The sequence below is a fragment of the Tatumella sp. JGM94 genome, assembly GCF_018257595.1.
GTDB classification, from domain to species: domain Bacteria; phylum Pseudomonadota; class Gammaproteobacteria; order Enterobacterales; family Enterobacteriaceae; genus Tatumella; species Tatumella punctata.
This window is the reverse complement of the sequence record NZ_JAERJN010000013.1, coordinates 49,903-75,675: the sequence shown is the minus strand read 5'-3', so window position 1 is coordinate 75,675 and position 25,773 is coordinate 49,903. Positions and strand designations below refer to the sequence as shown.

At 48.7% G+C, this 25,773-nt stretch carries 19 protein-coding genes, 1 tRNA gene and 3 pseudogenes; 15 read left to right on the top strand and 8 right to left on the bottom strand.

Annotation, left to right across the window (positions count from 1 at the left end; translation table 11 throughout):
- Window positions 1-84: 84 nt before the first annotated feature.
- Window positions 85-795 (bottom strand): LexA family transcriptional regulator, encoded by a 711-nt coding sequence (locus tag JK216_RS10525; protein WP_212708980.1) that lies wholly within the window; start codon window positions 793-795, stop codon window positions 85-87.
- Between the two features lie 155 nt (window positions 796-950).
- Here JK216_RS10525 and JK216_RS10520 point away from each other — a divergent pair, with 155 nt between their 5' ends.
- From JK216_RS10520 to JK216_RS10505, 4 genes are all read left to right on the top strand, one after another.
- Window positions 951-1,148 carry an ogr/Delta-like zinc finger family protein gene (locus tag JK216_RS10520; RefSeq protein ID WP_212708979.1) on the top strand — a complete coding sequence of 66 codons (198 nt, stop codon included), beginning with the start codon at window positions 951-953 and terminating at the stop codon, window positions 1,146-1,148.
- A 483-nt stretch (window positions 1,149-1,631) separates the two neighbouring features.
- Window positions 1,632-2,801, top strand: a complete 1,170-nt coding sequence (gene dacD, locus JK216_RS10515; protein ID WP_212710847.1) for a serine-type D-Ala-D-Ala carboxypeptidase DacD — start codon at window positions 1,632-1,634, stop codon at window positions 2,799-2,801.
- A 174-nt stretch (window positions 2,802-2,975) separates the two neighbouring features.
- Window positions 2,976-4,034 (top strand): FUSC family protein, encoded by a 1,059-nt coding sequence (locus JK216_RS10510; RefSeq protein WP_212711866.1) that lies wholly within the window; start codon window positions 2,976-2,978, stop codon window positions 4,032-4,034.
- A gap of 153 nt (window positions 4,035-4,187) precedes the next feature.
- Window positions 4,188-4,526 (top strand): DUF496 family protein, encoded by a 339-nt coding sequence (locus tag JK216_RS10505; RefSeq protein WP_212708976.1) that lies wholly within the window; start codon window positions 4,188-4,190, stop codon window positions 4,524-4,526.
- A 58-nt stretch (window positions 4,527-4,584) separates the two neighbouring features.
- Here JK216_RS10505 and JK216_RS10500 read toward each other — a convergent pair whose 3' ends face one another.
- Window positions 4,585-5,511 (bottom strand): ketopantoate reductase family protein, encoded by a 927-nt coding sequence (locus JK216_RS10500; RefSeq protein WP_212711865.1) that lies wholly within the window; start codon window positions 5,509-5,511, stop codon window positions 4,585-4,587.
- A 238-nt stretch (window positions 5,512-5,749) separates the two neighbouring features.
- Between JK216_RS10500 and fetA the strand changes: the two genes are divergently transcribed.
- The 7 genes and pseudogenes from fetA (at window position 5,750) to JK216_RS10465 (ending at window position 16,849) form a co-directional block, all read left to right on the top strand.
- On the top strand, window positions 5,750-6,433 hold the full coding sequence (gene fetA / locus JK216_RS10495) for an iron ABC transporter ATP-binding protein FetA (protein WP_212710987.1): 684 nt from the start codon (window positions 5,750-5,752) through the stop codon (window positions 6,431-6,433).
- Window positions 6,420-7,193 (top strand): annotated as a pseudogene (gene fetB, locus JK216_RS10490) (iron export ABC transporter permease subunit FetB). The gene fetA and the pseudogene fetB overlap by 14 nt, the downstream one beginning before the upstream one ends.
- Window positions 7,194-7,393: 200 nt before the next feature.
- Window positions 7,394-8,707, top strand: coding sequence for a DNA (cytosine-5-)-methyltransferase (gene dcm / locus JK216_RS10485; RefSeq protein ID WP_212708972.1), 1,314 nt, complete (start codon window positions 7,394-7,396; stop codon window positions 8,705-8,707).
- A gap of 443 nt (window positions 8,708-9,150) precedes the next feature.
- On the top strand, window positions 9,151-10,263 hold the full coding sequence (locus JK216_RS10480) for a glycerol dehydrogenase (RefSeq protein WP_212708971.1): 1,113 nt from the start codon (window positions 9,151-9,153) through the stop codon (window positions 10,261-10,263).
- 687 nt (window positions 10,264-10,950) lie between these two features.
- Window positions 10,951-11,445, top strand: coding sequence for a TonB family protein (locus JK216_RS10475; RefSeq protein ID WP_212710986.1), 495 nt, complete (start codon window positions 10,951-10,953; stop codon window positions 11,443-11,445).
- Between the two features lie 124 nt (window positions 11,446-11,569).
- Entirely contained in the window at window positions 11,570-14,035 is a 2,466-nt protein-coding gene (locus tag JK216_RS10470) for a TonB-dependent receptor plug domain-containing protein (protein WP_212709004.1), read from the top strand.
- Between the two features lie 69 nt (window positions 14,036-14,104).
- Window positions 14,105-16,849, top strand: coding sequence for a pitrilysin family protein (locus JK216_RS10465; protein ID WP_212711864.1), 2,745 nt, complete (start codon window positions 14,105-14,107; stop codon window positions 16,847-16,849).
- A 76-nt stretch (window positions 16,850-16,925) separates the two neighbouring features.
- Here JK216_RS10465 and JK216_RS10460 read toward each other — a convergent pair whose 3' ends face one another.
- Both JK216_RS10460 and JK216_RS10455 read right to left on the bottom strand, forming a co-directional pair.
- Window positions 16,926-17,819, bottom strand: a complete 894-nt coding sequence (locus JK216_RS10460; RefSeq protein WP_212708968.1) for a MurR/RpiR family transcriptional regulator — start codon at window positions 17,817-17,819, stop codon at window positions 16,926-16,928.
- A gap of 12 nt (window positions 17,820-17,831) precedes the next feature.
- Window positions 17,832-18,074 (bottom strand): annotated as a pseudogene (locus JK216_RS10455) (iron-siderophore ABC transporter substrate-binding protein); the annotation flags it as partial.
- A gap of 567 nt (window positions 18,075-18,641) precedes the next feature.
- Here JK216_RS10455 and JK216_RS10450 point away from each other — a divergent pair.
- A complete protein-coding gene (locus JK216_RS10450; protein ID WP_212710988.1) occupies window positions 18,642-20,732 on the top strand; it encodes a TonB-dependent siderophore receptor in 2,091 nt (696 codons plus the stop codon).
- 178 nt (window positions 20,733-20,910) lie between these two features.
- Here JK216_RS10450 and JK216_RS10445 read toward each other — a convergent pair whose 3' ends face one another.
- Window positions 20,911-21,333, bottom strand: coding sequence for a cupin domain-containing protein (locus JK216_RS10445; RefSeq protein ID WP_212708966.1), 423 nt, complete (start codon window positions 21,331-21,333; stop codon window positions 20,911-20,913).
- Between the two features lie 323 nt (window positions 21,334-21,656).
- Between JK216_RS10445 and JK216_RS10440 the strand changes: the two genes are divergently transcribed.
- Window positions 21,657-21,905, top strand: a complete 249-nt coding sequence (locus JK216_RS10440; RefSeq protein WP_212711863.1) for a DUF2543 family protein — start codon at window positions 21,657-21,659, stop codon at window positions 21,903-21,905.
- 353 nt (window positions 21,906-22,258) lie between these two features.
- On the opposite strand, the gene JK216_RS10435 is transcribed toward JK216_RS10440, so the two are convergent.
- The 3 genes and pseudogenes from JK216_RS10435 to JK216_RS10425 form a co-directional block, all read right to left on the bottom strand.
- Window positions 22,259-22,501: a DUF2543 family protein gene (locus JK216_RS10435; protein ID WP_212708964.1), complete on the bottom strand. Its 243-nt coding sequence runs from the start codon at window positions 22,499-22,501 to the stop codon at window positions 22,259-22,261.
- A 129-nt stretch (window positions 22,502-22,630) separates the two neighbouring features.
- Window positions 22,631-22,762: pseudogene (locus tag JK216_RS10430) on the bottom strand (IS5/IS1182 family transposase); the annotation flags it as partial.
- 143 nt (window positions 22,763-22,905) lie between these two features.
- A tRNA-Asn gene (locus JK216_RS10425) sits at window positions 22,906-22,981 on the bottom strand.
- 570 nt (window positions 22,982-23,551) lie between these two features.
- On the opposite strand from JK216_RS10425, the gene JK216_RS10420 reads away from it, so the two are divergent.
- Window positions 23,552-25,252, top strand: coding sequence for an S-type pyocin domain-containing protein (locus JK216_RS10420; protein WP_212715379.1), 1,701 nt, complete (start codon window positions 23,552-23,554; stop codon window positions 25,250-25,252).
- Entirely contained in the window at window positions 25,249-25,716 is a 468-nt protein-coding gene (locus JK216_RS10415; RefSeq protein WP_212712170.1) for a DUF6392 family protein, read from the top strand. The genes JK216_RS10420 and JK216_RS10415 overlap by 4 nt, the downstream gene beginning before the upstream one ends.
- Window positions 25,717-25,773: the final 57 nt, after the last annotated feature.

Sequence of the window (25,773 nt, the reverse complement as noted above, 5' to 3'; positions counted from 1 at the left end):
CAGTGGATAGGTATTTTCTTAAAAGATATTGGTGAGATCACAGATTTACATCAACTGACAATTCACTGCACAGACCGGCAGCGGTTACAGGAACCGCATCCGCGCTTCAACGGCAACACCGATAATTCTGCAGTTCCCGTTAATGGGTATCGCTGGCCAGGCAGGATTTAAGCCTTTCAGGTATTTCTGACCGCCATCAATAATCAGTTTCTTGAAGGTGGCATCATTCGAATCGACCAGCTTGGCGATCACCAGGCTGCCATTAATGGCTTCACGGCCGGTATCAAATAAGACATACATACCTTCCGGTACGCTCTGACCGGTCGGGGAAGTCATTGAGTCGCCCTCAACTTTCAGCCAGAAAGCCTCTCCCTGAATATGTGCATCAGACTCCAGCCAGACACTGATATCTTCGAGGGTATAAGCTTCCACTGCTTCAGACCAGCAGCCCGCCTGCACCGAACTCAGTACCGGGTAATGTTTTCCGGGAACATAGGGGCCTGCATAACGCACATTTTTTTCTGACGCACCGTGCAGTGCTTTGGCCTCTGCAGATAGCGTTTCACTGAAATCTGCAATCGAACAGTGCAGCAGTTGCGAGAAAATAGCGGCTACTTTTACATTCAGTGCATTTCTGCCATTCAGATAGTGTCCCACTGCGCCCTGAGTAATATTCAGCTCATTGGCGATCATCTGCTGGGTCAGTTGCAGCTGTTTTCTTTTTGACTCGTACAAAGCTTTCAGACGGCTGGCATCTTCTAGCTGTTCTGTCGTCAGTTCTTTTCTCTTTTCCATGATTTATTTTAATACCCCTGCTATTAAAAATAAAGTACCCGGAGTATTGAAAATAATATTACCTGAGGTATTATTATTTTGCCGGTGGATCATTCAGTCCCGGCACTCCGTCCCTGTAAACAGGGGAACAGTTAACCTTCAGAAAGGCCCTGATTATGATGCGTTGTCCTGTGTGTAACCATACATCCCATACGCGGACCAGCCGCTATATTACCGATAATACTAAGGAAGCATATTATCAATGCCGGGATTTGTCTTGTTCCTGCACTTTTAAAACCATTGAGAGTATAGATAAAATTATTTGCGCACCGTCAAAACCGGCAGCGGGGCAGGCAGTAACACATCCGTGCTGACCGCCGGGAACCACGGCAGGGCGGACAGGACGTTTGTCTGCAGATTAACGATCGGTGTCGGGAGGGCCCCTGTATCCGGTCAGGTTTTATTCAGTTCATTATTCCGGCAGATAACGCTGTTATGTCCGGTGTTACCTTTAACCGTCTTTTGTACCAGAGCCCTCCCTGTGTTGCGGAAGCCGTCTCACAGAGGCTGACACAGTACTACCGACTGTGAGTAAATAATTCCTTTCAGGGGATAAAATGACAAATCTGTACAGAGGGTTGTGACAGCATTTGGCTGCAGTATAGCGCCGGGATAAGTAAACTCATCCCCGCGGGCTGACTATAAGCAGCAGATTCTGTTTCAACTGGCGGTTTTACAGCAGATATAGCCAGATTCAGTGTTACATTTTCTCACAATTGATAGATGCCAGTGGCACTGAAATGCCGTAAAAATGCGACTAAATCTGTCTCTCCACCCTAATTATTGAGGAACTTAGCTTGAAAAGGCGTCTGCTTATTACTGTACCGGGTATGATATTACTGGCATCAACAGCGTTTGCTGATGACAATGCCCTGCCTTTTTCCATGACGCCCCCGACCATTGATGCTGCTTCATGGGTATTAATGGATGCAACGACCGGACAGGTACTGACTTCAGGAAATCCCGATGAACGCCGTAACCCTGCGAGCCTGACTAAGCTGGTTACAGGTTATGTGGTTGACCGTGCGATTAACCAGAAACGAATTACCCCGGATGATATTGTGACGGTAGGGACTGATGCCTGGGGTGCAGGTAATCCGGTATTCAAAGGCTCATCGCTGATGTTCCTCAAACCCGGTGATAAAATCTCAGTACGCGATTTAAGCCGCGGGGTGATTGTCGACTCAGGGAATGATGCCTGTGTTGCTCTGGCCGATTATGTTGCCGGCGGTCAGGATAATTTTGTCAAACTGATGAACCAGGTTGTGGCTAATCTGGGACTGAAAAATACCCATTTTGAAACGGTTCATGGTCTGGATGCCCCGGGGCAGTACAGTACCGCACGGGATCTGGGGATTGTCGCCATGGCGATTATTCACGGTGAGCCTGAGTTCTATCATATGTACAGTCAGAAGACGATGACATGGAATGGTATCACGCAGAATAACCGCGTCGGTTTACTGTGGGACAATAGCCTGCATGTTGACGGCATGAAAACCGGACATACGGAAACCGCCGGATTCAATATTATCGCATCAAATATTATTGGCCAGCACCGCCTGATTGCGGTTGTTATGGGAGCCAAAAGTCCGAAAGGTCGTGAAGACCAGGCCAGGAAGCTGCTGGTCTGGGGGCAAAATAACTTCGATACTGTACAATTGTTCCACGCCGGAAAAGCTATCGGTACCGAGAATGTCTGGTACGGCAACCCGCACACGGTGAATGTCGGGTCAGCGAAAGATGTTTATCTGTCATTACCGCGTGGTGACATCAGCCAGGTAAAAGCCCGCTACGTGATTGATAAGAAAGAACTGGATGCGCCTCTGGCAGCTGATCAGCAGGTAGGTGAAATCCAGGTAATGGATAAAGACAAACAGATTGCCAGTTATCCGCTGGTGGCACTGCAGGAAGTCAGACAGGGGGGGATCGTGACCCGGCTGACGGATTATATTAAGAAAAAATTGTAACTTCCCGCCGTACCTGCGGGTATTCAGGCCACTTTGTGGCCTGAATAACTGAATACCCTCGCCCCGCAACCAGTGCGTTTTTTTCCAGACATAATCATCTAATGATTTATCACCACAGATCTTTTCCCGGGAATATGCGAAAATAGCGATTCAGTTAATGACCGGAAAATAAGTGTGCGTCCCGACAAGCCTGTATCCCGCCCGGAATTTTGGTTATACCGCCATTACAAGTTCGTTCACGGACTGCGTATTGCTATTGCTTTTTTACTTTCTTTTCTGCTGGTCAGGTTGCTGCATATACCTGAAGGAAGCTGGCCACTGATCACTCTGGTGGTGGTGATGGGGCCCATTTCTTCCTGGGGAAATGTATTTCCACGCGCAGTCCAGCGAATTATTGGTACTGTTGCCGGTTCTGTTTCCGGGCTGATAGCACTGAAACTGGAACTGATTTCGTTACCGGTCATGCTTGCCTGGTGCGGGGTGGTCATGTTTATCTGTGGCTATTTAACCCTGGGAAAACGCCCGTATATGGCGCTGCTGATCGGTATCACCCTCGGGGTGGTGGTCGGCGCGCCTGCCGGTGACTTCCTGACAGCATTATGGCGGGGCGGCGATGTTATCTTCGGTTCGATACTGGCGGTAATCTTCACCGGTATCTGGGCCCAGCGCGCCTATACTTTCTGGCGTATCCGGATGTCTGATGCCCTGATCGCTTCAATGAAAATTTACCATACCGGGGTATCTCCCAATCTGCTGGAGAAACCACGGCTGAACAAACCGATACATCATCTGCTGACCGACGTAGTGAAAATGCGATCACTGCTGGAACCGGCCTGTAAAGAAACACGGATACCGAAATCAGTATTTGAAGCCATTCAGACAATTCAGCGTAATATGGTATATACCCTGGAGATGCAGATAAATGCCTGGTGGGCATCCCGTGAAAGTCATTTATTACTGCTGAATGCACCAACCATACGCCGTACTCAGGTGTTAACCGAGAATCTGTTCCGTACCTTATCTGATATGCTGACCAGCGGTATTACTGATCAGCTGGCGAATACTACTGCAGAACTGGAAGAAGTTGATCGTGAGCTGAAATTACTGCTCGCCAAAGCTGAACATGCCAATGCTGAGGCGGCACAGGTTTACGGATATGTATGGCTGAGCCTGGAGCTGCATGGTCAGTTATTAAGAATGAATGAACTGATCCGCATGGTGTTGAGAAAGTAATCTGTGGGAGAATTGAATTACAGTTCCTTTGAGCTAAGATAAGGTACTGAAAAGTTTTAGAAGTCACAGTAGTACCGCCGGGGACTTATCTGAACCCGATTGATTCTGAAACTCATACGCCTGCCAGAACAGGCATCAAACTGAGGTGTTATCATGGAAAATGCCAGACAATCTTTCCAGGACGTACTTGAATTTGTACGTATGTTTCGTCGCAAAAATAAATTACAGCGCGAGATTGCCGACGTTGAGAAAAAAGTCCGCGACAATCAGAAACGCGTTTTGTTACTGGATAACCTGAGCGAATATATTAAGCCGGGGATGAGTATTGAGGCTGTGCAGGAAATTATTGCCAGTATGCGCAGCGATTATGAAGACAGGGTGGATGAGTACATCATCAGGAACGCTGACCTGTCAAAAGAACGTCGTGAAATCTCGAAAAAACTGAAGCTGGCGGGTGAACAAAAACCCCTGTCCGCAGAAGAAAAAAAATAGTCCGGTCTGCTGAACACACTCTGCCCGGGCTCAGTGTCCGGGCTTTTTTTTGCTCTGCCTAGCTCTCCGCCTGGCGGGATCTCAGGTAGACCTGTAAATTCACAAAAACAGCATTCAGCAACGGAACCGTAATTGCATGCTGACGCGCCCTGTCAACCAGATCGCCGATAATCGGTTCTGCTTCTATCAGTGCGCCTTGTTGCAAATCACGGTACATCGATGATGTCATCGGGGTTTCCGGATTACTCAGTGTCTGCAGAATAGCGGCGATTATCGCCGGGCGCTGGCGGTAGCCACTGGCCGTGATCACCGCCAGTACTTCACTAAAAATACTGTTAAGCAGAGTTTCTCCGCCTGCAGATGTCAGTATCTGCCTGGTGTTACCCCGTGATAAACAGGTCACGGCCCCGAGAGTGCTTAGCAATAACCATTTCTCCCACAGATCACTTTGCACCGAAGATGACAGTCTATTGTCAAATCCGCAGCCACTCAGCAGTTGATCGAGCTGTTGAATACGTGATGTATTACTGCCATCAAGTTCTCCGTAGCATAGCTGGTGCAGGGGCGACATTTGTAATACTTCACCTTTATCATTCAGAGTGGCGTGGATTTTACACAACCCGCCGATGACTTTATCGTCGCCGAACTCGCGGCGTAAAGTATCGATATGTTGCATGCCATTAAGGACAGGCAGTATTAGCGTGTGTTCACCTGCTGCCGCCCGCAGATCAGTGATTGCTCCCGGTAAAGCAAAACTTTTGACGGTGATAATAATCAGGTCATAAGGTGTCGTAATCTCTGTTGCCAGCAGCGTATTGGGCTGCAGTGTGAAAGTGCCTGAATCAGCATGGATCACTAAACCCTGTTGCCTGAGTTTTTTTGCCCGCTCACCACGTACCAGAAAAGTCACATCGCGACCATGCCGTGCCAGACATGCACCAAAATATCCGCCGGTCGATCCGGCCCCGACAACCAGTATCCGCATTACCTTTCTCCTGTGTTCCGTCTCAGAATAACTACCATAAAAGGCAGCCATCGTAAAAGCCAGCCGGTATGACTAAAAGTTATCTTCACCGGGGAATTGCAAATAGTAAAACCGGCTGTTCGCCACCCCGACATCAGACGTGTGGTTTCCTGATACATTTATACCTATAAAAGCCGTTTATCCGGGAAGCTAAACCCCGTTAAAATAGAGGCTACTTGTGATTAAGGAACCGGGAAGCATGACAAAGGATACAACTCCGCCGCTGTTACAGCTGAATAATATTTATTATCAGGCGGGGGAAACACAGATACTGCGTGATATTTCTCTCAGTGTAAGAGAAGGGGAATTCACGCTGATCACCGGCCCTTCGGGATGCGGGAAAAGCACCTTACTGAAAATTGCCTCATCATTAATTAGCCCTGACAGGGGGGAATTGCTGTTTGATGGAAAAGAGATCAGCCGCTACACGGCGGAGGAATACCGGCGACAGGTATCATACTGTGCCCAGACCCCTGCTTTATTCGGGGATACCGTGGAAGATAATCTGACATTTCCATGGATGCTGCGTAATAAGAAAGCTGACCCCGACCAGCTGCGCCATGGCCTGCAGCGGCTGGCATTACCGGAAGATATACTGAAAAAACCGATAGAGAAATTATCTGGCGGGGAAAAGCAGCGGGTATCACTGCTGCGCAATATTCAGTTCCTGCCAAAAGTACTGTTATTGGACGAAATTACCAGTGCGCTGGATGAAGCCAATAAACAGCGGGTAAATGATGTTATTCATCAATATGTTCGTCAGGAAAAACTGGCAGTGCTATGGGTGACTCATGATCAGAACGAAATCAGCCATGCAGATAATGTGATTACCTTACCAGCCAGAGCCAGCCAGCACGGAGAAAACAGTCATGAGCCAGCATAATATTACCGACAGCTCCCTGATGATGTCTCTGGCGCTGGTACTGGTGGCGATCCTGATCAGTCACCGTGAAAAACTGGCTCTGGAAAAAGATATTCTGTGGAGTATCGGCCGCGCTATTGTCCAGTTGATTATTGTCGGTTATGCCCTGAAATATATTTTTGATCTGAATAATATTTTACTGACCCTGTTTATGGTGTTGTTTATCTGCTTCAATGCCGCGCTGAATGCAAAGAAACGCAGTAAGTATATCGACCGTGCTTTCTGGATGTCTTTTATCGCTATCACCAGCGGGGCTGTGCTGACACTGGCGGTACTGGTTGCCAGCGGATCTATCGAGTTCCTGCCGATGCAGGTGATCCCTATTTCAGGAATGATTGCCGGCAATGGAATGATTGCAGTAGGGCTGTGTTATAACAATCTCGGCCAGCGTTTTGCCAGTGATCAGCAATAAATTCAGGAGATGCTCAGTCTCGGGGCGACCCCGAAACAGGCATCGGCACGCCTGTTACGTGAGAGTATCCGCTCATCACTGATCCCTACTGTTGATTCCGCGAAAACTGTCGGGCTGGTCAGTCTGCCGGGAATGATGTCGGGACTTATTTTCGCCGGTATCGATCCGGTAAAAGCGATTAAATATCAGATAATGGTCACTTTTATGACGTTAGCGACTGCCAGTATCTCGACCATTATCGCCGGGTATCTGGCATGCCGTCGCTTTTATAATCATCGTCATCAGCTGGTGGTTAAACCTGTGAAATAGTAATTATTATTGCCCGCCACGGCAGGCAACGGCGATGATGTCACCCGCCGGGAACGGGAAACGGCAAATCGCCCGGTTTACCGAGGGGGATCGCTGCCTCAGTCAGACGGACAGGGCGGTACAACGGGGTAATATCCCATTGCCTGCTTTCCGGGGCAGTGGTAGTCTTCCAGGACTAAAACCGGATAAGTAACCGAAACATGCCTCTTTTATCAGATTCATCTCCAGAACAAATCAAAAAAATCAGAGAAAGCCTTGGTCTGGGGCGTACCGAGTTTGCCAATGTTCTCGGTATGTCAGCCACCGGGGAACGGACTGTCCGTGGCTGGGAGTCTGGTGAGCACACGCCGTCAGCCGGAAAATGGCGTGCGATACAAACCCTCGAAACCCGTCTGAAACAACATTTTCTGGATGCGCCTTTCCGTCAGCCGCCACCAGAGCAATGCCGGTTCACTTTTATTGATCTGTTTGCCGGTATTGGTGGTATTCGTTTGCCGTTTCAGCGGCAGGGAGGCCATTGTGTATTTACTTCTGAGTGGGATAAGTTCGCCCAAAAAACCTATCTGGCAAATTACGGAGAACTGCCGGTGGGGGATATTACCCGCGTAAATGCGCGTGATATAGCCGATCATGATGTGTTGCTGGGCGGTTTCCCTTGTCAGGCATTTTCTCTGGCAGGGCTGCGTCAGGGATTCAGTGATACCCGCGGGACCATGTTTTTTGAAATCCAGCGTATTCTGGCAGAAAAAAGACCCAAAGCATTTTTGCTGGAAAACGTTAAACAGCTGCGGGGACATGATAAAGGACGCACTCTGAAGACCATTACCGGTATTCTGCAGGGTACGCATGGCGGAGCAATTCCTGATGATGTACCGATGAGTGATGAAGCCCGGCGTGCGCTTTCCGGTCAGCTTAATTACTGGGTGGATTTTAAAGTATTGCGTGCAGGAGATTTCGGCGCACCACAAAACCGTGAACGTATCTATATTATCGGCTTCGATAAAGATTACTTTTCCGGTGTCGATTTCGACCAGTTATTTCGCTGGCCGCAGGCACCCCGTACCCCGACCCGTGTCGGGGATATTTTACTGACCCCTGAGCAGTTAGCTGAGCTGATAGCCCGTAAAGGCAAAGACGTTTATACCTTATCGGACAAACTGTGGATCGGTCATCAGAAACGGCTGGCGGCACACAAACAACGCGGCAATGGTTTTGGGTATTCACTATTCAATGCCGACAGTGAATACGCCAATACCCTCAGTGCCCGTTACTATAAAGACGGTTCTGAAATCCTGATAGACCAGAGCGATACAGGTAAAAACCCCCGCAAACTGACCCCGGTGGAATGCGCCCGGTTACAGGGCTTTCCGGATAACTTTATTGTTAATGCTGTATCTCATGGGCAGATCTATAAACAATTCGGTAACTCTGTCTGTATGAACGTTATTGATGCCGTGGCCGGACAACTGATCACGGCCATGAACAGTGCAGAACAGTTACGCCGGCAAAAATAACCGGCACTGCCTGTCACGTGGCGTTTTATTGTGCAGACCACTGTACCCGTTGTCATCCTTCCATCGATAATCTTCTGCCGGGCCGCTGACAGTCAATGCGGCCCATCGTTAATTCTTATTTATTTCTACCGTAATTTTTAGCAGGCTATTAATGTTCCCGGTCGGTAACAGTATCCGCTAAAAATATCTTACGGGGATATCAATAGCCCTGAACCGTCCGGTATTTCGGCCATCTTCTGCGTCTGGTTTTATACATAATTAATTTGAAAACATGGTGATAGAGTTAATTCCTTTGAATATTCTCGCATCAGAATAGCGGGCAGATAGCTGTTTATCCGCCAGCCGTGACAATAATCTTAACGTCAGATGATCATGATCAATGTGGTATCAGGGATGACTCACCATCATAAACCTTACTGATAACTTGCCGATGGATGGCCAAAATGATTAAAGAAACTAAACTTCCACGTACTGTAACCTCACCGAAAAAATTTTTTATCGGTACCGGGATGCTGTCTAAAATTGATAGTTTTGTAAAAGATTTTGGTGACAAGGCGCTGGTTATTACTGACGAATTTATGCTGCCCGGGGTCAGAGAGCAGGCCTTACCCGCACTACAGGCTGCCGGTTTACAGGGGACGGCAGAAAAATTTAATTATGAATGCTGTCGCCGGGAAATAGATCGCCAACAAGCGCTGGCCAGACAACTACAGGCTAATGTTATTGTCGGTGTTGGTGGTGGTAAAACTCTGGATACGGCTAAAGCGGTAGCATATTACCTGAAAATGCCAGTGGTACTGTTCCCGACGATTGCCTCAACAGATGCCCCCTGTACTGCACTGGCGGTTATTTATACAGAAAGTGGTGAGTTTGAGGAATACCTGTATTTACCACAAAATCCGGATGTAGTGGTGGCGGATACTTCAGTAATTACTGCTGCGCCGGTGCGTTTTTTTTCGGCGGGAGTTGGCGATGCGTTAGCCACCTATTTTGAAGCGCGTGCCTGTTATGCGGCCGACGGACTCAACCTGGTACTGCATAAACCCTCACGTACCGGCCTGGGGCTGGCAGAATTATGCTACCGGCTGATCAGTGAGAATATAGACGCGGCTATGGCGGCGGTGACTCATCATCTGACGACTCCTGCACTTGAACAGATTATCGAAGCTACTATTTATCTGAGTGGTGTCGGGGCAGAATCCGGCGGGCTGGCGGCGGCCCATGCTGTCAGTAATGGTATGTCGGTGGTTGCAGATTTACATAAGGCACAGCACGGAGAGAAAGTTGTTTTTGGTCTGTTAACTCAGCTGGTGCTGGAAAATGCACCGCAGCAAGAGTGGCAGAATGTAGTACGGATTATTAAAGCCGCAAACCTGCCGCTGACTTTGCAGGATATGGGACTGAAAACCTTTTCAGAAGCCGAATGGCGCGAAGTTGCGCGAATAGCCTGTGCGCCGGGTGATACCATGAATAATATGCCTATGGAACTGACCGCTGATGACGTCTATAACGCGATGCTTGCTGCAGATGCCATAGCACACCGCATGAAAGCCTGATATCTGCTCTTTACAGACGGCACCGCCCCGCGCAACTTTCTGCCCGGGGTGTGTGCTGCACTGTCGTTCACCTGTTGGCCGTAATTTCCCGTTTCGGGACCTAACCTGATGATATCTAATCCTTATATGCCCATCATTTATGCAACTCATTATTGCAAATAATTATCGTTTGTATAATAATTCGCATTAGTGAATTTCCGGCGATATATCTCCTGAGATATTTTGCCGGGCACCCGGGCGGAGATGATGTTGCGGCCGCGAAGATATGATGTGAAGTATGTAAGGATGCAGGGAATGAGTAGCTCGTTAGTCCGGGATAACAGATCTGTGATACCCGAGGCTGAATCCCCCTCTGGCAGTGCCAAAAAGATACCCCTGCTATCGTCAGTGCTTCTGCACCTGATGGTGATTGCGGCCATAATTTATCAACAGTCGCCGGTACCTGCGATAATGTCCGGAGGTATGGCCGCAAGCAGTCCCCGACAGCCTGCGGTTCCGGCAGTGTTCACTGTTTTACCTGTGACCGGTATTCAGGACAGCATCATCTCTGGCCCTGCCACGACCCGTGCATCTGAAACTCGCCCTTTACCGGTGACTGCTCAGGGCAGTTTACCGGTGAGAGCGCCTGGTACTGGCGTTTCACGCCCTTTGCCAGCAGACAGGCAACGGTCGTCAGACAGGCATTCTGTGAACAGAAAAAAATATCAGTCGCAGGAAAAAGCCACTCAACACCGGTCACCTCTTCAGCGTGCCTCAGAGCATCAGTCGTCAGTGCTGCCGGCAGCAGATTCTCCGCATTCACCGGCAACTTTGCCGGTAAATACAGAAAGCCATGCTGCTGATGCGCATACAAACCCCCGCGATTCAGGAGATACCAGTGACTCAGGAGCAGGGGCCGGTCGTCATTCCAAAGCCGTTGTAAAAGCATTGTACCGGCGGGTGAATTATCCCGCGCGCGCGAAAGCGCTGGGTGTTGAAGGCCGGATAAAACTGCGCTTCGATGTGACTGCCAGCGGGACGGTGAATAATGTACAGATTATAGAGGAAATACCTCGTGGTGTATTTTCCGGGGATATTGACCAGGATATTCGTCGCTGGCGTTATGAAAAAGGTGCTGCTGCAGAAAATCAGCAGGTTACCATTATATTCAGCCTGAGCGGCAGGGTCGCTGTGGAAAATTAAAATTTAGATATATTTTTATATTCAGTAATTTCAGGGAAATCAGGTGAAAAATACCGTTAATTTATTTACGGCAATATTTTTATTGCCGGGGTTAGCTATTGCTCAAAGCACAGAGAGCAACAATATGACGTCTGATGAGAGTGATTCGGATGACACTATTCTGGTCCGGACAACACCGACCAGTCAGTCAATGGGAACTCAGATCATTGACAGACAGCAAATAAACAATTTCCCGGAGGCGAACGGTAATATTACCGGGTTATTAAAACATAATCCGAATGTCCGTTTTGCTGATTCTACTGACAGCAGTACTACTGCCGGAGAAATCGCACCGGAGAATGTGTCATTTCATGGTGAAAAGTTTTATAACAATAACTTTATGATCGACGGTTTGTCGAATAACAATACGATTAATCCCGGTGCCAATGGTGGCGAACTGACAAATTCGCCAGATGGTTACTCACCAACCGACTTGCCTGCCGGAGGGACCCAGTCATTCTGGATAAATTCCGAACTGGTTGACAGACTTGAGGTCTTTGACAGTAATATTTCCGCAAAATACGGTAGTTTTACCGGAGGCGTCGTTGATGCCCGACTGAAAGATCCTCTGCCAGGGCGGGCATCGGGAAAAATAACATACCGGACGACCCGTTCAGCATGGACCCGTTATCATATTGATTCCGGCAGTGCTGCAGATGTTGCAACTGCGAGTCATCTGACCAGTCAGCCACAATTTACCAAACAGTTTTATTCAGTCAGTGTTAATCAGCCATTGAATGATAAAGCAGGGATTATATTTTCTTATAATCGTCAGCAGTCTGTAATTCCTTATTATCAGACTTATCTTCAGCAGTGGGATAATCAGAAAAGAATTGCTGAAACCTATTTATTGAAAGGAACATACCTGGCTGATAATGGCGATACTCTCCGTCTGACAGGTATGTATTCTCCGCATAAGTCAGAATACTTTAAGGAGAATGTAAAAAATGGTGCTTTTACGAATACCGGAGGCGGTTACCGCCTGAATGGCGAATGGGAACACCTTACCAGTTGGGGTAAGGTCACTAGTTTGGCAGGTTATCAGTCTGAGCAAAATAAAATCAGCCATCAGTCTGATCAATTTCTTACCTGGTACCGGTATTATACCCCGCAGAATTTTGTTTCTGATGCAATCGACTGGTCGAGTTCTGCAGCCGCAGCTAACTATCAGACAGGGATGATCGGTGGCTACGGCAGCTACTCAACGGAGAAAAAGACCATAACCCTTAAACAAAATTATGAACTTAATCCGTTGATGACCGGCCCGGTTCAGCATCAACTGGATTTTGGCTGGGAAACAGATAGTTACAGTGTACAGTATCAACGATTCAGGGATGTTACTGTCAGTCGCGGTGTGGCGACGGTTAGCCCGGCGGTAGTATGCAAAACGGGTGATGACTACTGCATTACCGGTGAGCAATATTTTAAGAACCTGACGGTTTATCCGGCACGAAAAGTTTCGGCAAATTATACGGATTATGCGGCGTATTTTCAGGACAGTATCAGTTACGGCCGGCTGGAAATGACTCCCGGTGTACGTCTGCAATATGATGATTTTCTGAAAAACCTGACGCTGGCTCCACGGCTGGCGGCTTCCTATGATGTTTTCGATGACCACTCGACACGGTTTTTTGGCGGAGCCAATCGTTACTATGGTCAGAACCTGCTGGCTTACAAATTGCGCAATGGGATCAGCAGCTACTATACCAGGGCCCGCAACAGTGCTACCGGAACATGGACTGACAGTGGCCTGAAAACCGCTGCGATAGATTATGATTCATCCTCTCTGAAAACCCCTTACAGCGATGAGTTATCACTGGGTATTTCACAGCGTGTGACGGGCACCCTGTGGACGGTCAAATGGGTTAACCGGCAGGGGAAGGATCAGTTTGGTCGTGAAACAACCACCGGCAGTGACGGTAAACGTTCCTATATTCTGGCCAACAACGCCAGGACCCGCGGCGATAGTATTTCATTGACAGTCGAGCCTGTCAGCCCTGCTATCTTCTCTCTGGGTGAAATAGGATGGACGCTGGGCGCCAGTTATGGAAAAAACCGGTCCAGTTCACAGAGTTATTATGATGTCAGTGATTCTGATGATAATAAAGCTATCTACCATGGCCGGTTAATGGATAAAAGGGATATGGAGGCTCTGGATTTTAATACGCCCTGGACAGCTTTTATCAATGTTAATACCTATTTTCCTGCATTACGTCTGAACTGGAATCAGAACCTTGGATATACCGCCGGCTACCGTGGATATACCACTACTACCACTTCCTGCCCTGCGGAAGGAAGTGTCTGTGGTGATTACCAGGGCAGCGTAACCCGCTATGACGAAACCCGTTATAAAGACTATTTCTCCTATGACTGGAAGCTGAGTTATCTGCAGCCTTTATCCGGGCACCAGACTCTGGAACTCAGTCTGGATGTTATTAACGTGCTGGATAACGTCATTGCTGCCACCCAGACCAGCAGCAGTGGCAGCAGCAAAACAGTGAATTATAAAACCGGCCGCCAGTTCTGGCTGGGTGTGGCCTACAGCTGGTAACTGCCGGTTATCCGGTGGTTGATATTAGATGAATAATGCCACAGCGCTGTGGCAGGGAATGATTACGTAATGCATTTATTTATACGCAGATGTTTGCTGGCAGCCATTGTTTTATTCAGCCAGGCGGGAATTACCGCGGACAGGGTCAGCCTCGCCCCGCAGATTATTGAAGGCAGACTGGATAATGGGTTCAGCTATACTCTGGCCCCGATGAGAGAGGCAGGGCAGCGGATTGATATCAGGCTGAGTGTTGATGCGGGCTCCCTGGACCAGCAGGAAAATGAACAGGGTGTGGCACACATGCTTGAACACATGCTGTATCGCGGTAGTCAGCAATTCCCGCAGGGGATCGGCAATATGCTACAGCAGCATGGCTGGCAGCGGGGGGTTAATTTTAATGCGATGACAAACTATGAACGGACATTGTTTATGATGAGCCCCCCCGATGGAAGCCATGGTTTGCCGCTGGCGATACATGGACTAAGTCAGATGATGGGGGCCGCAACGATTAGCCCGCAAGATTTACAGACTGAACGGCAAATTATCCATGATGAGTGGCGCGATAAACTTGGTGTGGCTGAACGTATGAACCAGCAACGGTTAGCGGCGATACGCGCTGGCTCCCGCTACCCGTCGCGTCCGCCGATCGGTAATGAGCAGGCGATCCTCAACACTGATGCCGGCACCATAAAACAGTTTTATCAGCGCTGGTACCACCCGTCGGTAATGCGTTTACTGATCAGTGGTGATTTTGATACCCGCCAGGCACAGCAGCTGATTGCAGAGTATTTTTCCGCTCTGCCTGATACCGCGGTTGTTCGCCGGGATTATTATGAACCTGAGCTGTGTCAGCAACTACGTATTGTCCGGTTACAGGACAGTGAAAGTGGTACCAGCCAGGTCTCTTTTGTCACTCGTTTCAATGAAACAGCTTCCGGTTTACAGCAGCGGCTGATCAGTCAGATGGCATTATCAGTCCTGAGCCGGCAGTTTCAGCAAATGCCAGTTTCCGGGCTGGCCAGCGACAGCCATATTATCGTACGTAAGTCTGATATTGGCCGGAAGACCCGTGCCCTGGGGCTATTTCTGGATGTTATGCCGGGTCAGCATACTCAGGGCTTAACTTCGTTATTGCGGGAACGGGAAAGAGTGCTGCGTTACGGCGCAGACTCTCGCTATATTGCAGATGAACGTCATGAAATACACCAGACCGCACTGGAGATGGTATCAGCTCCGGAAAAACGGGATTTTTCTGGTTGGGTGAGGACAATAGCCAGCCGCTGGGAGCAACGCCGGTACCAGACGGACCGACAGCAATTGGGGCAGGAAGTCCTTCGGATCGAAAGCCGTATCACCGATCAGCAAATAAACCAGCAGATCCGGCAATGGTTAATGGCTGGAGATCAGCTGATCCAGTTTGGTATTCCCGGAAACAGTAAGGCGGTATTACCGGATATCCGCCAGGCGGAGCAGCAAATAAAACAGATTGCCGATCTGCCGTTACAGCCTTTCAGCCCTGTAAACGCGCCGGTGCTCCCTGAATTACAACCGGTTCGTTCGACAGGGAGCCTGAGTAATATGAAAGACTATCCGCAGCAGCAGGTGCGTGAATGGACATTGAGTAATGGCGACCGTCTGGTATGGTTGCGTTCTGATTTGGCTAAAGACCGTATCTGGTTATCGGCAACCAGCCAGGGCGGCTTTATGATGGACGGTTCCGACCCCTGGTGGTCACAACTGGCCAGCCAGCTGGTTAATCAGAGCGGCCCCCGGGGATGGCAAGGCAAATCCTTTGATGGCTGGAAAAAGCATAACGGGGTCTCTCTGATAATCAGCCAGCAAGCCGACATGCTGCATATTGACAGTACCGGGAGCCGGCAGTCCCTGGAAAACCTGCTGGCAATCAACCACGAAATACAGGTTAACCCCGGCATTGACCCTCAGGTCAGAGCAGAAAGTATAATGAGGATGCTTCGCCAGCAAGCCGCTGCTCCGCAGGCGACAGGAGGTAATGCGGAGCAGCAAATACATCAGTTACGTTACAGTAAAACCGGCGGGGAAAAACCCGATGCTCGTCAGCTGAACAGTATTGATAACCGGCAATTACTGGCCCAGTGGCAACATACCACCGCGACACCTGTGACCTGGTATCTGGTTGCGGATATGGAGCAACAACCGATCCTAACCCTGGCCGCGCGCTATCTGGCAACGATACCACGCACCCTGAATGGTGAAGTGCAGCCGCAACTTGCGGACGGGGGGTATCGCCAGCAGATCAGCACGATTAACCGTGAGCCGCAGGCGAATGTTAAGGTCTGGAGCTTTACGCCCCGTGACTGGTCTCCGGCGGCGGCAGTGCAGGTCAGTATTGCAAGAAACCTCGCTTACCAGGCATTAAAAACCAGCCTCAGAGATAATGCTCTGGGGGTTTACCGCCTGCAATTTAACAGTGAACTGAATGATCGCTCAGGCAGGATTGAAACCGGACTTAGTTTTACTGCTGATCCCCGACGGGCCGAAGAGTTATGGCAGCATGCGCAACTTGTATTGAGTGAATTAGCGGGAACAATTACCCGTCAGCAGATTGAACAACAGCGCAGTCAGTTTATACGGGCAGAGCAGTCGCGCAGTGACGATATTGACAGTCTGAAACGGCGGCTGATCCTGAGCTACCGTCACTATAATGACCCGCGATATCTGTCACAGACTGCCGGACTGGCAGAGGCCATACAGCCGGAAGCTGTCAGGACAATGGCGGGCTTGTTACTGAATCCGCAAAATCTGAAAGTGTATATGGCGATGCCAGTACAATAGCCTGACTGGCAGTGAAAGCCTAACCGCCCCGTCAGGGGCGGTTACAGAGCCTGGTAATATCAGCCAGCTAAATCATTCAGCGTTTATGGCTGCCGGGCTTTAGTCCGCGGTGTAATTCCTGCATACGTTTCATGGATTTAATCGTGCGTTGCGAGGCTGATGAGGCAACCGCCAGCACCAGCATTTCCAGACACACCAGTACAGTACCATGTAACGGGACTTTACCATTTTCGCCGCCACGCGGAACCCGGATAACCACATCAGCAGCTTCTGCAAATCTGGAATCCGGCGCATTGGTCAGCAGGATCACCGGATTCCCCAGCCGTCTGGCTTCCCGCAGAGTGGTCATTCCTTCACGATGAGCTGATTTCTGTGCCATCATGATCAGAACATCTCCCCGTTGCAGGGTCAGCAACTGTTCAGCCAGCCCGACACCGGCACGGTTAAGCGGCATACAGGGCAGGCCAATACGGTTAAATAACCGCGCCGTATATTCCGCCAGAATCCCTGAAGCATTGATACCAAAAATAGCCACCTGTCTTGCTTCGAGCAGCAGAGCAACTGCGGTGGAGATAGCGGCCCTGTTTTCTGTTGTGGATAATACATCACAGGTTCGCCGGTGGCCTTCCAGCACAAAATCAATACCTGAATTAATATCAGAGCTGAACTCATTCACCGTACTGCTCATTTTATCGGTGGAATCCGGAACGGGCTCGAACCATAATCTGAGGGTCTTTTTCAGGTCCCGCAGCCCGGCAAATCCCAGTGCCTGAACGGAACGGACGACAGTGGCATCTGAAGTATTACATGCCGCAGCAATCTCCAGTGCTGTTGACTCCAGCACCCCGGCACGGTGCTGATTAATATAATACAACACTGCCTGCAAACCGGCGGACAACTGCGGGCCCCGCTGGCGTAACCGGTCACCGAAAATATCAATTCTGTGCTTTGTTTTCTTAGTTTCGTACATCCCCGGCTCCGGTTATTTTTCGCCCGGCACAGCCAATCCGGTGACCTGTGACTGAACGACCGCTGCCATCAGACTCATGGCGGCAAATGAATTAGAAATAGCCTCTTTACGGGATACCATAACATAGTGGCTTTTGCGACAGGCGCTGAGAAACGCACACCAGCCCGGGATAACACTATCCATCAGGTTTATTTCATCCTGCGGGCCTCCGCCATTATCTGCCCGCCAGGTATTAAATATCAAATCTGCGTCCAGCACAGATAACGGAAACGATAAGGACGGGGAGATAAATAACAGATTGTCATTACGGGTTACCTGCTGTCGCCGCGAACGGGATAAAAAAGTCTTACCGTTCAGTGGACTGACAGAGCGGCGGGCCTTCAGGCCGAAAACGGCGCTGAAATAAGGTGATTTTGAGTGGCTGAAGTGTAGTAGTCAAGGTGAATTAGTCGTGTTAAGTCACTTTCCACGGGCTCTGTATTTTTGTTGTTGATGTGTTTAATGTTTTTATTATTGTTATTTATCATTTAGTTATTTTTTCTTTTTAACACCATAACTAATTTGAATATCTTAAGATGATGTAGTGATTAGGGGTTATTTATAATTTACTACTACATCCTCCTGTGTTTGAATGATTATCAATTAGATTTATGTTCTCGTTCTGTGGCCGGGGGATTACGGACTGTTCCCGGGGCGTAGCCGATGGTTCCGGTTATCTGACTGACAGGCTCTCGACAGAATTTACCTACTGGCAAGGAATACACCCTGTAAATGAAAAGAAATACACCACTATCCGATCACCGCAACGCATCACGAAAAATTATGATGGTGGTTTGCAGCAGCACTTTTATCTTACCGTCGGCCGGTTTTTCCGCCGATAGCGGGGATAATAATACCCTGACGGTCACCGGCAGCGCGGCAGCGGGCAGGACAGAAAACAGCTATACCACTTCAGCCAGCACTGTTGGCAGTAAAACTCCGGTTTCACGGTTAGAAGAATCACAGTCGGTCAGTGTGGTCACACAACAGCAAATGAAAGACTTTCAGACCACCAGCCTGTCTGATGCGATGCATTTTGTCAGTGGCGTTGCCCGGAGTAATACGCTTGCCGGTACCGAAGACGGTATTTTACGCCGTGGTTTCGGGTCTAACTCGGATGGTTCAATTTTCAGGGACGGTATCCGCAGTAGCCAGGGCCTGAACCTTGATGCCACGACGGACAGAGTAGAAGTGCTTAAGGGCTCTGCATCACTGCTTTATGGTATCCAGAATCCGGGCGGAGTGATTAACATTGTCAGTAAAAAACCGCAGTATCAGTGGAGTACCACAACTTTCGGTCATTACAACAGTACCGGTGGCGGGGCCGCAGGTATTGATATTACAGGCCCGCTGGGAAATGGTTTTGCCTTCCGCCTGATTGCCGAAAAACAGGCTCAGAATTACTGGCGTGGTTTCGGTAATGATAAGCATAACCTGATTGCCCCGTCATTACAGTGGATAGGTGATAAAGCCAGTTTTGATATCAGTTACGAAAGCTTTCAGTACGATATTCCTTATGATCGCGGAACAGCATTTGTTAACGGAAAACCCGTATCAATCGGCTATAAAACCAGACTGGATGATTACACTAACCATGCCTGGGGCCGTAACCAAACCTTTAGCAGCCACTGGGATTACCAGTTTAATGATATCTGGAGTACCCGCATCAGTGCCGGAATGAACCAGCGGCACTACAGTAATAATGAGGTCAGGGTAACAGCGATTAACACGACCACCGGAGCGGTAACCCGTAGGGCCGATGCTAATCGCGGTTTTAATCATAAAACCAAATATCTTTCCTGGGATATGATCGGTACCCCGCAGCTTGCCGGTATGACACACAATATTGTGGCCGGGGCAGATTATGAAATGGATCAGACATACCGTGCTCATGCTTATACGGGGAAAACCAACACCATTTATAACCTGAACCGACCGGTTTACGGGATGGTTCCGGTAACTGACAGCAGTACCGAAAAGAAATCCACCGCCAATCTGCTTAACCGTATCCACAGCCGTTCGGTATATGTCAAAGACAGTATTGAACTGACCGGAAAATGGACCGGGGTATTGGGCGGGCGTTATCAGCATTATGAACAGCGGGAGTCGAGTGGCTTCGCTCCGGTCAGCGAAAAATATAATGATATCGGGAATAAATTTCTGCCCCAGACCGGTGTTATCTATAAGCTGACACCGGATATTTCACTGTATGGCAGTATCAGTAAATCTTTCACGCCATCAACCAGCATTGATGATAATGGCAATGTCGAACAGCCGGAAAAAGGGACCACCTATGAAACAGGGACTAAGTGGCAAATTACGCCGGCGCTGTTCGCTTCCCTGGCATTATATAATATTGAAGAACGGGATCTGTCATTGTCCCTCAATGGCTCAACCTATGCCGTGGCGAAAGCGCGTTCACGGGGTATCGAGGCAGAGATCAATGGTGAAATATATTCTGGCTGGCAGCTGAGTGCTAACTATAGTTATGATCAGGCGATTATTACCGATGACCAGAATAATCCGGCCAATAACGGAAACCGTCTGCAGAATGCGCCCCGACATTCGGCAGCAGCCTACCTGAGTCACGGGATAAGTATTCCGGTCATTGCCGGTAATATTCGTATTGGTGGCGGAGCCCGTTATATGGGGACCCGTGCCGGCGATCCTGATAACAGTTTCAGCCTGCCGGCATACACGGTCGCTGACAGTTTTATCGCCTGGGACAGTCATCTGCTGGGTAAAAAGACCCATTTACAACTGAACCTGAATAACCTGTTTAACAAGCATTATTATACCTCCAGCGGTGGTAATCTGCGGGTTGAAGAAGGAGAAACCCGTAATGCAGTCCTCAGTGCCAGCGTTGAGTTCTGAGTATGACTGAGCAGGGGATTGCTCTGCCGGATTTTCTGTGCAGGGCAAAACTCTGTCAGCGGCAGGAGTGATGATTATGGTCAGGAAAAGAGACTGCCAGGCTGCGGAAAACAGTCCCCGGCAGTCTCTGAAGATAGCAGTGTATTCTCGTCAGTGACTTAGCAGTCTGGCAGACTTATTACCTTGCGGCAATAACATCAACCACGACCAGAGGCTGTTTACCGTTGTTGGTCAGCCCATGAGACTGGCCTTCACGTACAATCGTAATATCTCCTGCAGTGACCGGATAGTCTTTACCGTCAGTGTCTTTAAAGATCCCGCTGCCGGAAACAATAATATAAGCATCTTCATTATTAATATGTTTGTGATAACCGATAGAGGTTCCCGGCTGTAGTGTCAGCCAGCTTATTTCTTTGATTGCCTGGTCAGCACCTGCTTTGTCACGGGTAAAGGCGAATGCTGCTGCGACGGTTCCTTTACCACCGCCTAATCCCTGTTTTTCCATTTTTTGTTGTTCAGCACGGGTAATGACCTGAGCATTGGCAAAAGACAGCGGGAGTACAATTGCAGCAGACAGTAAAGCAGTGGTTAATTTACGCATAATTCTCACCTGAGAATGGTCAGTGTATTATCCGGCGGGAAGTCACCGGACCCCTTGGGTGGAAAGAGTGTACTCCCGCAGGCAAAAAAAACGAACCCGGAAAGCGCTCATTCACTGTGATTTTTACGACAACCGCTGACCGGTTATCTGAATATCCCGGTAAGCTGTCTGAAAAACAGACACGCAGCCGCTAAAGCGTAAAGTGTTATTTACTTTTCCTGACGATACTGCGGAGGGAATGACAGAAAAAAAGATATAGCAATGCTATTATCCCGGGCTTAAATAACAACAGTGATTAATCAGACTTTTACCAGGAATTAATTATGACCCATGGGGTGCCTCTTCAGTTTTACCATATCCTTGATGAATACGCTGCGGGATCTGATATACCGGTAAAAGATACCGAACGGGATTCACTGGCAACTTATTTTCAACTATTGATTACCAGGGTAATGAATAACCAGGACGTCAGTGACCATGCACAACAGCAAATGGCCGGCGATTCAGGCATTGACCGGCTGCGGGCTAATGATGCCATACAGTTCCTCTCTCACTGGCGTGATGAAGAGTAAACAATTTTTATTGCCTGAACTGTTGGTGGATATTTTATAAATAAAAAAACTCTGCCTGTGTTAATTTATATTTCCCCGGGGTGTATTTGAATTAACCGCGAAATTACAGGCTGTAAATAATCAGATTCTCGCTGACTGAATATTTCACCAACGATTATTCGGGGCATTGGTTATCTGAACTTCAGGAGCATCGCGGAAAAGCACCGCAGATTAGTGAAAACCCGGCATAAGAGTGCCGGGTATGACTTATTCCTGTTCAGTCACAATATTATCTGCCCGCCATTAGCGGAAACAGAGCCTCCGTGGCGTCACAGGGTTGTGCTGTGCTCCGTTATCCGGGTAAGGGAAGGGGGTTATTCATTACCCCATCGGTTAAGAAACATAGCGATATCATCGATACGCTGTTTATGAATACCGGCTTCTGCAGCAATTTCATGCTGTGTACTTTCACTGATCTCCTCATTATTACTTAAACGAGTAAGCAGTAATTCGAAGTACGCCGCCAGTGCATCGTACTCATCCTGTGTAACGGGAGTTTCGGTCTCGTCAGCATATTCATCGACCATATCGTAATATTTATCAGCTATATGATGCATTATCGTTTCTCCGGAGCGCTCAAAAGGTATCAATGGGCCATGATATACCATCTGCGCGATATTTTCTGAAGATAACCGGGATGCCGGCCCGCATTATCGCAGACTTTTTTATGGGGACCGGTCATATCACCGGGTATCGTAAGCGCTGTCGGCGGCAACTGACCTGATTTTCCTGCAGGTCTGTCGGATTAATCAGGGGAAAGTCTCCGGGGCTGTCACGTTGTTACGCGACAGGTCAGCGCAGATGATTTCATATGTTTTTTCTGTCACCGGCCAGGTGCGGCTTCCCTTACTGGCAAAGGGGTATAGCATCGGGTGTTTTTTAACAGACGCATCCGGACAAGAGGAAGTAATTGATAAAAAGCAAAAAACCAGACGCCCGCAGACATCTGGTTTCTTTAAAATGGCTCCTCTGACTGGACTCGAACCAGTGACATACGGATTAACAGTCCGCCGTTCTACCGACTGAACTACAGAGGAATTGTCGTGAAGACGGGGCGAATCATAACGAGGCAGGAGGGGATTGTCAAAGCTGTTTTACCATGCCGCAGACTGTTTGCTGATAAAATCAGCATCTGAGAGCGGGCAACAGCTAACCGTGTATATGCCTGTTTCCGGTACAATCTCTTTTCTATCGGGTAACGCTAACTCTGCCAGATAAATAAAGAAACGATAACACCATTAATCCCTTAAGCCGAAGGTCCCTGTTATAGTTTTTTCTTCTTTAATATTCTTCATATCATGACGGGCATCTCTTTTCAGTCAAATTACAAGCCGGTTAATATTGCATCAGTTACCCCCTGGCGCTGACAAGGAAAAGCCAATGGATCGTCAATACAACAATGGACGGACCGCGGACCGGTTTTCAGCCACAGTGCAATCCCTGTTTACGGCGGAAGCACCGGCCACAATCACTGAGGCAGCGCGTGTGCTTATCGCTGGCCCGCAGGTATATTGCTGGCATGTTAATACCCTGTACCGGGCTACAACAGAGGGCAGACAGAGTAATCTCGTGCCGGAGGATTGCCTGCCACCCTGTAAGGTGGCGTAATGGGAAACCGTTCGAACTGTTATGGCCGGGGAACCGCACTGGAGGGTGATAAAACCACCACCGGTGCTGTGTGTATCGCCTCCATGTCCAATGATACTGAACACGGACGCAGGGTGGTTCGTGTCGGGGACAAAACCACCCCCTGTCCTGTATGCGGTGAGGCAGGGGTTATCGTCTCCGGTGAACCCCGTGATACCAATGATGGAAAAATAGCGGCGGTGGATGGTTCAGTTGTACGCTGTGCCTGCCCGTCAGGGTCTAACCGGATTATCGCGCCGGCAGGACAATGGGTTGGCAGAGGCCCGGATCCTTCTGTTGCAGCACTGGTTGCTGAACGTCAGGCCGCAGCAGAAGAAAGAACTAAACAACGGGCGGAAGAACGTGACCGCAATCGTGTGTTTGCCAAATCCTGCCTGCGGGGTGAAGGTTGTAATGATGCCGGGGAAGAGCAGGAACCCCATACTCATTTTGCGGCGATGGCATTTTATCAGGCCGTTCCCCCTGCTGATCCAGCTTCCGATACTGATGTTCCCCAACATGCTCAGACCGCCAGGAAAAACAAACCTGCTGAAGATATTCCACAGCCGAAAAAGCGAAGCGCCCTGTATAAATGGTGGTTCGGTAATTATGAAGAAGTGGAATACCAGCGGGCAACAGCCGCAGCGACAAGTGCTGCTAATGTTCAGACGGCTGTTGAAGGAGCCAGTGTTCTTACCCTGATTGGTGGAAATGCCATTACATCAGGAACGTGGGCGGTAAAACTGGGTGAGATGGCTACAGGACTTGGAAGGATTGCTGCCAGTGGCCCCGGTGCTCCCATCGCCGCAGTCGTGATGGGAATGATGCCCGGAAGGCTCAATGACGGAGAGCAGGATTTCATTGACCGTATGCGTCTGGAACAGATGCGTGAAGCGCCAAGCCGCGTGCGTTATACATGGGAACAGGATGATAAAGGTAACCCGGTTCCTCATGGCTGGCATACGCCACCGGGTAAAGACAGGGTGCGTGTGCGCAAAATGGAGTGGGACAGCAGCCGAAAAGCCTATACGTTCACCACAGAGGAAGATCCGCGTATCACCATTATCTGGACGCCCGACAGTTCAGGTGTCAATGTTCCTTCAAATACGGGCAACCGGCACCCGGTAAGGATACCAAACCCTGTTATTGTTGATCCGCTACCGGAAAATACCCGCATCGAGGCGACAACCACTCCTGCGCCGGAAGAGAAGACATTTGCGGATTATATTCTTGTTCTGCCATTGCCGGATATTCCGCCGATTTATGTATACCTGAGCAAGCCACCTGTTGAGTTTTTAGAGGTGGATTTATATAGTAATCTCGAAGGACGTTCTCGTGAAGGTAAATATCATGCTGATCATATACCGTCAAAGGCAGCAGTAAAAGAATATTATCGAAACTTAGATCCTTTATTGGACAAAGATGATATTAATGATTTAGCAAATGAGGTGGCAGCAATTATTGTTCCAATAGATATTCACCGAAAAGTCAGCGAAACTTATGGGCGTAGGAATAGTGAAGCTCAGATTAAATTAGATGCTTCTAATTTACGGGCAGCAGTGGACAGAAACCTTGATGCAATAAAACCAGCATTGAAAGAGCATTGTGCTACAGAAGCACAAATAGAAGCAGCAAGGGTTAAAATGCATAAACTTAATTCATCAGTAGGATTGTATAAATGACAATAAATATTGAGGCATTGATCCGTTGCTTAAACCAAACGTATCACGAAATAGTTGTTCAGGACATTATACCGTATAAAACGAAGCCTTCTGGAGAATATGGAGATCCTGACCTTAGTCTTGATATGGTCAAAGAGGGAGTATTTCTTTCTTTCAAACGAGATGGAATGATCCTTCAGGAAATAACGTTACGAATTCAGCGGGATGGTATAAAAGGGTGGATTTTTCCTAATGATTTACCTACACCACTCAAAGCAGAAATGTCACGACAGTGGATGCATGATACCTTCGGGGAACCAGATAAAGCAGCTCCTCCACGCAAGGTAGCAAACAAATCCTTTGGATGGACTGAACGTTATGCCATAGAGGATTTTCATATGCCTATAGCAATGCAAGTCAGTTACGACCTGGACGAAATGGTAAAAAAAATAACTTTCCTCCCAACGTCAGATCTTCGTTGGTAGCTTTTACTCTTTTTGTAAAAGCAGCACGGCAAATCCCGGGTGCTGCTTCATTCCTTG

Coding starts and splice junctions, on each gene's coding strand:
- JK216_RS10520 (WP_212708979.1), top strand. CDS start 951: ATGATGCGTTGTCCTGTGTGTAACCATACATCCCATACGCGGACCAGC.
- dcm (WP_212708972.1), top strand. CDS start 7,394: ATGCCTCTTTTATCAGATTCATCTCCAGAACAAATCAAAAAAATCAGA.
- JK216_RS10440 (WP_212711863.1), top strand. CDS start 21,657: ATGACCCATGGGGTGCCTCTTCAGTTTTACCATATCCTTGATGAATAC.
- JK216_RS10525 (WP_212708980.1), bottom strand. CDS start 795: ATGGAAAAGAGAAAAGAACTGACGACAGAACAGCTAGAAGATGCCAGC.
- JK216_RS10480 (WP_212708971.1), top strand. CDS start 9,151: ATGATTAAAGAAACTAAACTTCCACGTACTGTAACCTCACCGAAAAAA.
- JK216_RS10435 (WP_212708964.1), bottom strand. CDS start 22,501: ATGCATCATATAGCTGATAAATATTACGATATGGTCGATGAATATGCT.
- JK216_RS10500 (WP_212711865.1), bottom strand. CDS start 5,511: ATGCGGATACTGGTTGTCGGGGCCGGATCGACCGGCGGATATTTTGGT.
- JK216_RS10470 (WP_212709004.1), top strand. CDS start 11,570: ATGACGTCTGATGAGAGTGATTCGGATGACACTATTCTGGTCCGGACA.
- JK216_RS10505 (WP_212708976.1), top strand. CDS start 4,188: ATGGAAAATGCCAGACAATCTTTCCAGGACGTACTTGAATTTGTACGT.
- JK216_RS10420 (WP_212715379.1), top strand. CDS start 23,552: ATGGGAAACCGTTCGAACTGTTATGGCCGGGGAACCGCACTGGAGGGT.
- JK216_RS10450 (WP_212710988.1), top strand. CDS start 18,642: ATGATGGTGGTTTGCAGCAGCACTTTTATCTTACCGTCGGCCGGTTTT.
- JK216_RS10465 (WP_212711864.1), top strand. CDS start 14,105: ATGCATTTATTTATACGCAGATGTTTGCTGGCAGCCATTGTTTTATTC.
- JK216_RS10460 (WP_212708968.1), bottom strand. CDS start 17,819: ATGTACGAAACTAAGAAAACAAAGCACAGAATTGATATTTTCGGTGAC.
- JK216_RS10415 (WP_212712170.1), top strand. CDS start 25,249: ATGACAATAAATATTGAGGCATTGATCCGTTGCTTAAACCAAACGTAT.
- fetA (WP_212710987.1), top strand. CDS start 5,750: ATGACAAAGGATACAACTCCGCCGCTGTTACAGCTGAATAATATTTAT.
- JK216_RS10445 (WP_212708966.1), bottom strand. CDS start 21,333: ATGCGTAAATTAACCACTGCTTTACTGTCTGCTGCAATTGTACTCCCG.